Annotated in this window: 4 protein-coding genes and 2 pseudogenes; 1 reads left to right on the top strand and 5 read right to left on the bottom strand. The window is 66.3% G+C overall.

What is annotated here, in order from left to right; all coding sequences use genetic code 11:
* The 5 genes and pseudogenes from ACCC94_RS26805 to guaB all read right to left on the bottom strand — a co-directional run.
* Positions 1–122: pseudogene (locus ACCC94_RS26805) on the bottom strand (glycine cleavage T C-terminal barrel domain-containing protein); the annotation flags it as partial.
* Positions 99–560 (bottom strand): annotated as a pseudogene (tadA, locus tag ACCC94_RS26800) (tRNA adenosine(34) deaminase TadA); the annotation flags it as partial. The pseudogenes ACCC94_RS26805 and tadA, both read right to left, overlap by 24 nt.
* A complete protein-coding gene (locus ACCC94_RS26795; protein ID WP_413352636.1) occupies positions 548–1,951 on the bottom strand; it encodes a multicopper oxidase family protein in 1,404 nt (467 codons plus the stop codon). The pseudogene tadA and the gene ACCC94_RS26795, both read right to left, overlap by 13 nt.
* 255 nt (positions 1,952–2,206) lie before the next feature.
* Positions 2,207–3,784, bottom strand: a complete 1,578-nt coding sequence (guaA, locus tag ACCC94_RS26790) for a glutamine-hydrolyzing GMP synthase (RefSeq protein ID WP_413352635.1) — start codon at positions 3,782–3,784, stop codon at positions 2,207–2,209.
* 119 nt (positions 3,785–3,903) lie between these two features.
* Complete coding sequence (gene guaB, locus ACCC94_RS26785) at positions 3,904–5,373, bottom strand: IMP dehydrogenase (RefSeq protein ID WP_088419656.1); 1,470 nt, start codon at positions 5,371–5,373, stop codon at positions 3,904–3,906.
* Positions 5,374–5,520: 147 nt separating this feature from the next.
* Here guaB and xseA point away from each other — a divergent pair.
* Positions 5,521–6,396 (top strand): exodeoxyribonuclease VII large subunit (gene xseA / locus ACCC94_RS26780; RefSeq protein ID WP_413352634.1); only part of this gene is annotated, 876 nt, incomplete at its 3' end.

Here is a 6,396-nt window from a genome sequence, read left to right as displayed (position 1 = left end):
CGGGCCAGGGCGATGGATTTGCCGAGGGTCGGGGAGAAGCTGCCGCTGGTGATCTCGCCTTCGCCGACGCCGGCGACCCGGACCACCTGGTGGGCGCGCACCACCCCGCCCTCCACCAGCACCCGGTGATTGAGGAAGCCCTGCTCGAAGAAGTTACCCCGGCTGACCACCACGCCGGACTTCGGCTCGGCAGCGCCGAACACTACGCGCTGGATGCGCGAGTGCACCAGCAGGCCGGCGCACATGCTGCAGGGTTCGAGAGTCACGTAGAGCGTGCTGCCAGGCAGGCGGTAGTTCTGCGCAGCGGCGGCGGCCTCGCGAATGGCGACCATCTCGGCATGGGCGCTGGGGTCGTGGGAGGTGATCGGCCGATTGAAGCCGCGGCCTATCACCTGACCGTCCAGCACAAGCACGGCGCCCACCGGAACTTCGCCCAGGGCCGCACCCTGTTCGGCCAGCGCCATGGCCTCGCGCATGAATGGGATGTCCTGGCTGCGGTCGATGACCGGCACCAGCCCCTTCACCGTCGGATGCCCCTTGCTGTTGGTCAGCCGCACCATGCCTCGCCCACCGCGATGGTTCCCATCAAGCCGGTCTCCATGTGATCGATCACGTGGCAGTGGAACATCCACAGGCCGGGGTTATCCGCCACCAATGCCACGCGTGCCGTCTCATTCTTGCCCAGCAGGTAGGTATCGGTGAAATACGGGATGATCTCCCGACGATCGGAGTCCAGCACCTTGAAGGCCATGCCGTGCAGATGGATCGGATGCTGGTACTGGGTCATGTTGCGCAGCACGAAGATGTAGCTGTTGCCTTCCTTGAGCTTCGCCAGCGGCGGCCCGTTGTGCTTGTGCTCCTCGCCGCCCTGCCAGGCCACCCCGTTGATCTGCCAAAGCGAAGGCGCCGACTGGCCCTTGGAGTAGTCGGTCATGGCGCCGACCCACTCGAATTTGAAGTTGATGGTCTCGGCGCTCTTCAGGTCCGGCTCGGCCACCGGATTATGCGGCAGCGGCGCCGGCCACCTGGCAGTCGGCGCCTTGGCATTGGCCACGCCTCGAATGGTCGCCAGGCGTACCGGGCCGTTGCGCAGCGACAGTTCGGTACCTTCTGCCGGGCCACGGATGCCCAGTTCCAGGCGCATGCCCGGGCCGATCCAGTACTGGTCGTTCGGGCCCTTGCCGAAGTCGCGCGGCTCCACCGGGTGCCCGTCGATGGCGTAGATCTTCGCCTCGGCGTCCGGCAGGTTGAGGCGGTAGGTCACGGTATTGTCGACGTTGAGGATGCGCACCCGGACGATCTCGCCGGCCGGTAGTTCGATCACCGGAGTGCGCTCGCCGTTGATGGTCGAAAGGCGCCCGCGCGTGCCTTCGCGCGCGGCCTCGCGAGGCACGCTGAAGGCAGTGAAATTGCCTTCCTCGTCCACGTGCCAGGTCTTCAGGCAGAGCACCTTCTCGCTGGTGAATTCGCTCGGCTCGCGCTCTTCGATGATCAGCGGCCCGACCAGGCCGCGGCCCAGTTGCTCGCTGCTCATCAGGTGCGGGTGGTACCAGTAGCTGCCGGCGTCCGGTGTCTTGAACTGGTAGACGAAGCTCTCGCCCGGCTGCACTGGCGGCTGCGAGATGTAGGGTACGCCGTCCATCTCGATGGGCAGGCGGATGCCATGCCAGTGGATGGTGGTCGGCTCATCCAGCTTGTTGGTGAAGCGCACCCGCAGCCAGTCGCCCTGGCGCGCGCGGATCTCCACGCCGGGAGCCTGACCGCCATAGCCCAGGCCAGGGGTCTTGTGGCCGGGCACCAGTTCCAGGTCCAAGGGAGCAGCGATCAGTTCGTAATCGTGTTCGGCGGCGACTTCCGGGCGCGCCAGCCAGAGGCGCGCGCCACCGGCGCCCAGGCCGAGCACGGCCAGGCCGGCGATGCCGCCGAGTACTTGTCTGCGGGTAAACGACATGGGTCCAGACTCCTAGAACAAGGGACTTGCGACCCCATCGGCTTTCACGGAGGTGGGCGCGTTTGGCGCCCGGCGCCAGGCTCTTGCGGCCGGCTGCGCTGTCCTGCTTCACAAAGCGAAAGCAGAAAGTAACTGTGCATGAAGAGGCAAACGCCTCTCATGCGCCAGGTCAAGAACGGGTATGCCGCTCTTGCCTGTTGAAGAAGGCGGCGAGATTGCCGCCCTCTTCGTTAAGGAAACGTTAAACGTCTCCGATCATTCCCACTCGATGGTGGCCGGCGGCTTGCTCGACACGTCGTAGGTGACGCGGGAGATGCCTTCGATCTCGTTGATGATGCGGTTCGAGACCTTCTCCAGCAGCTCGTACGGCAGGTGCGCCCAGCGAGCGGTCATGAAGTCGATGGTTTCCACCGCGCGCAGGGCCACGACCCAGGCGTAGCGACGGCCATCGCCGACCACGCCGACGGACTTCACCGGCTGGAACACCACGAAGGCCTGGCTGGTCTTGTGGTACCAGTCGAAGTTGCGCAGCTCTTCGATGAAGATGTGGTCCGCGCGACGCAGCAGGTCGGCGTACTCCTTCTTCACCTCGCCGAGGATGCGCACGCCCAGGCCCGGGCCCGGGAACGGGTGGCGGTAGACCATGTCGTAGGGCAGGCCGAGCTCCAGGCCGATCTTGCGGACTTCGTCCTTGAACAGCTCGCGCAGCGGCTCGACCAGTTCGAACTGCATGTCTTCGGGCAGGCCGCCGACGTTGTGGTGCGACTTGATCACGTGGGCCTTGCCGGTCTTGGCGCCGGCCGACTCGATCACGTCGGGATAGATGGTGCCCTGGGCGAGGAACTTCACGTCCTGCAGCTTGGTGGCTTCCTGATCGAAGACCTCGATGAAGCTGCCGCCGATGATCTTGCGCTTCTGCTCCGGATCGCTGACGCCGGCCAGGCGGCCGAGGAACAGCTCTTCGGCGTTGGCGCGGATGACCTTGACGCCCATGTTCTCGGCGAACATGGCCATCACCTGGTCACCTTCGTGCAGGCGCAGCAGGCCGTTGTCGACGAAGACGCAGGTCAGCTGGTCGCCGATGGCCTTGTGCAGCAGCGCCGCGACCACCGAGGAGTCGACACCGCCGGACAGGCCGAGCAGCACCTTGGAGTTGCCGACCTGGGCGCGAACGGTGGCGATGGCGTCGTTGACGATGTTGGACGGGGTCCACAGGGCTTCGCAGCCGCAGATGTCCAGCACGAAGCGGGAGAGGATGCGACCGCCCTGCTTGGTGTGGGTCACTTCCGGGTGGAACTGCACGCCGTAGTAGCCGCGGGCATCGTCGGCCATGGCGGCGATCGGGCAGCTCGGGGTGCTGGCGAGGATGTGGAAGCCGGCCGGGATCTCGGTGACCTTGTCGCCGTGGCTCATCCACACGTCGAGGCCGAACACGCCGTCTTCGTCCACGTGGTCTTCGATGCCGTCCAGCAGGCGGGCCTTGCCGACCACGTCGACGCGGGCGTAGCCGAACTCGCGCAGGTCAGAGCCCAGTACCTTGCCGCCCATCTGCTCGGCCATGGTCTGCATGCCGTAGCAGATGCCGAACAGCGGCACCTTCAGGTCGAACACGGCCTGCGGCGCGCGCGGGCTGTTGTCTTCGTGCACGGACTCCGGGCCGCCGGCCAGGATGATGCCACGCGGGGCGAAGGCGCGAACCTCGTCGTCGCTCATGTCGAACGGATGGATCTCGCAGTACACGCCGATCTCGCGGACGCGGCGGGCGATCAGCTGGGTGTACTGGGAGCCGAAATCGAGGATCAGGATCCGGTGAGCGTGAATGTCTTGGGACATGGGGGCCTCTGCGAGGCAGCTGCAAGCTTCAAGCCGCAAGCTGCAAGATAGAAAGAGCGCGGCGGCCGCCACAGCGCTCTGGCTTGTAGCTTGCCGCCTGAAGCTTGAAGCCGTGGGCTTTAGCCCACGCGATAGTTCGGGGCTTCCTTGGTGATCTGCACATCGTGGACGTGGGACTCGGCCATGCCGGCGCCGGTAATGCGCACGAACTGCGGCTTGGTGCGCATGTCCTGGATATCGGCGCTGCCGGTGTAGCCCATGGCGGCGCGCAGGCCACCCATCAGCTGGTGGACGATGGCGGTCAGCTGGCCCTTGTAGGGCACGCGGCCTTCGATGCCTTCCGGCACCAGCTTCTCGGCGCCGGCGGAGGCGTCCTGGAAGTAGCGGTCGGAGGAACCGGTGGAGCCGGCCATGGCGCCCAGGGAACCCATGCCACGGTAGGACTTGTAGGAACGGCCCTGGAACAGCTCGATCTCGCCCGGAGCCTCTTCGGTACCGGCGAACATCGAGCCCATCATCACACAGTAGGCGCCAGCCACCATGGCCTTGGCCAGGTCGCCGGAGAAGCGGATGCCGCCGTCGGCGATCAGCGGAACGCCGGTGCCCTCCAGGGCAGCGGCGACGTTGGCGATGGCGGAGATCTGCGGCACGCCGACGCCAGCGACGATACGGGTGGTGCAGATGGAGCCCGGGCCGATGCCGACCTTCACGGCGTCGGCGCCGGCGTCAGCCAGTGCCTTGGCGGCTTCGCCGGTGGCGATGTTGCCGCCGATGACCTGTACCTGCGGGAAGGTTTCCTTCACCCAGCGCACGCGGTCGATCACGCCTTTGGAGTGGCCGTGGGCGGTGTCGACGACGACGACGTCAACGCCGGCGGCGACCAGTGCGGAAACACGCTCGCCGGTGTCGGCGCCGGTGCCGACGGCTGCGCCGACGCGCAGGCGGCCCAGGTCATCCTTGGATGCCAGCGGGTAGGTCTTGGCCTTCTCGATGTCGCGGAAGGTCACCAGACCGGTCAGGCGGAACTTCTCGTCGACCACCAGCATCTTCTCGATGCGGTTCTCGTACAGAGCGGCCTTGATCTCTTCCAGGGCAGTGCCTTCGCGGGCGGTGACCAGCTTTTCCTTCGGGGTCATGATCGCCGAAACGCTGTCGCCGACGTTCGGCTTCACGCGCAGGTCGCGGCCGGTGACGATACCGACCAGCTCACCCTCTTCCACCACCGGGAAACCGGAGAAGCCATACTCGCGGGCGATCTGCAGCAGCTCGATGATCTTGGTCGACGGGGTCACGGTGACCGGATCGCGAACGATGGCGGTCTCGTGCTTCTTGACCTTGCGGACCTCGGCGGCCTGCTGCTCGATGCTCATGTTCTTGTGGATGATGCCGATGCCGCCTTCCTGTGCCATGGCGATGGCCAGGCGGGCTTCGGTCACGGTATCCATCGCGGCGGACACCAGCGGGATGTTCAGTTCGATGCCACGGGTCAGGCGAGTCTTGAGACTCACGTCCTTGGGCAGGACTTCCGAATAACCTGGAATCAGGAGGACGTCGTCGAAAGTGAGGGCTTCTTGGCTGATGCGCAGCATGGCGGGGGCTCCCGATCGGGAAAAATGGAAGCGCGGCATTATATCTCAGCTGGGGGCTGCGGCTCAACGTGACCAGACGATCTGAATGAAGCTTTCTCCACCTTGCGCGCTGGCCCCTGTCCACAGGCCCGCTTATCATCCTTGGCCATGCAGAAAGATCCCTTCCAACGGCTGGGCCTCGACCGCGAGGTTCTGACCGTCAGCCAGCTCAACCAGCGCGCCCGCCACCTGCTGGAGGACGTGTTCCCGCAGGTCTGGGTCGAGGGCGAGCTCTCCAACCTCGCCCGCCCGGCGTCCGGGCATATGTACTTCACCCTCAAGGACAGCAACGCCCAGGTGCGCTGCGCGCTGTTCCGGCAGAACGCCCTGCGCGTGCGCCAGGCCCTGCGCGACGGTCTCGCCGTGCGGGTACGCGGCAAGATTTCGCTGTTCGAGGGGCGCGGCGACTACCAGCTGATTGCCGATGCGGTCGAACCCGCCGGTGACGGTGCACTGCGTCTGGCCTTCGAGGCGCTGAAGGAAAAGCTCGCCGCCGAAGGCCTGTTCGCCGCCGAGCGCAAGCAAGAGCTGCCTGCTCACCCAAGGCGCATCGGCATCATCAGCTCGCCCACCGGCGCGGTGATCCGCGACATCATCAGCGTGTTCCGCCGCCGCGCACCGCAGGTCGAGCTGACCCTGATCCCCACCGCCGTGCAAGGCCGCGAGGCCATCGGGCAGATCGTCCGCGCGCTGAAGCTGGCCGATGCGCAGGGCTTCGACGCGCTGATCCTGGCCCGTGGCGGTGGCTCGCTGGAGGACCTCTGGTGCTTCAACGAGGAACCCGTGGCCCGCGCCATCGCCGCCTGCGTGACGCCCATCGTCAGCGCCGTGGGCCATGAGACCGACGTGTCCATCAGCGATTTCGTCGCCGACGTGCGCGCGCCCACGCCCTCGGCCGCCGCCGAGCTGCTGGCGCCCCACAGCGGCGACCTGCAGCAGCGCCTGGACAGCCTGCGCCGCCGGCTGATCCTGCGCATCCAGGAC

This window comes from Pseudomonas sp. Pseusp97, assembly GCF_047304025.1.
Classification (GTDB): Bacteria; Pseudomonadota; Gammaproteobacteria; order Pseudomonadales; family Pseudomonadaceae; genus Pseudomonas.
The sequence above is the reverse complement of the archived record's forward strand: the minus strand, read 5'-3'. Positions and strand labels throughout refer to the sequence as shown.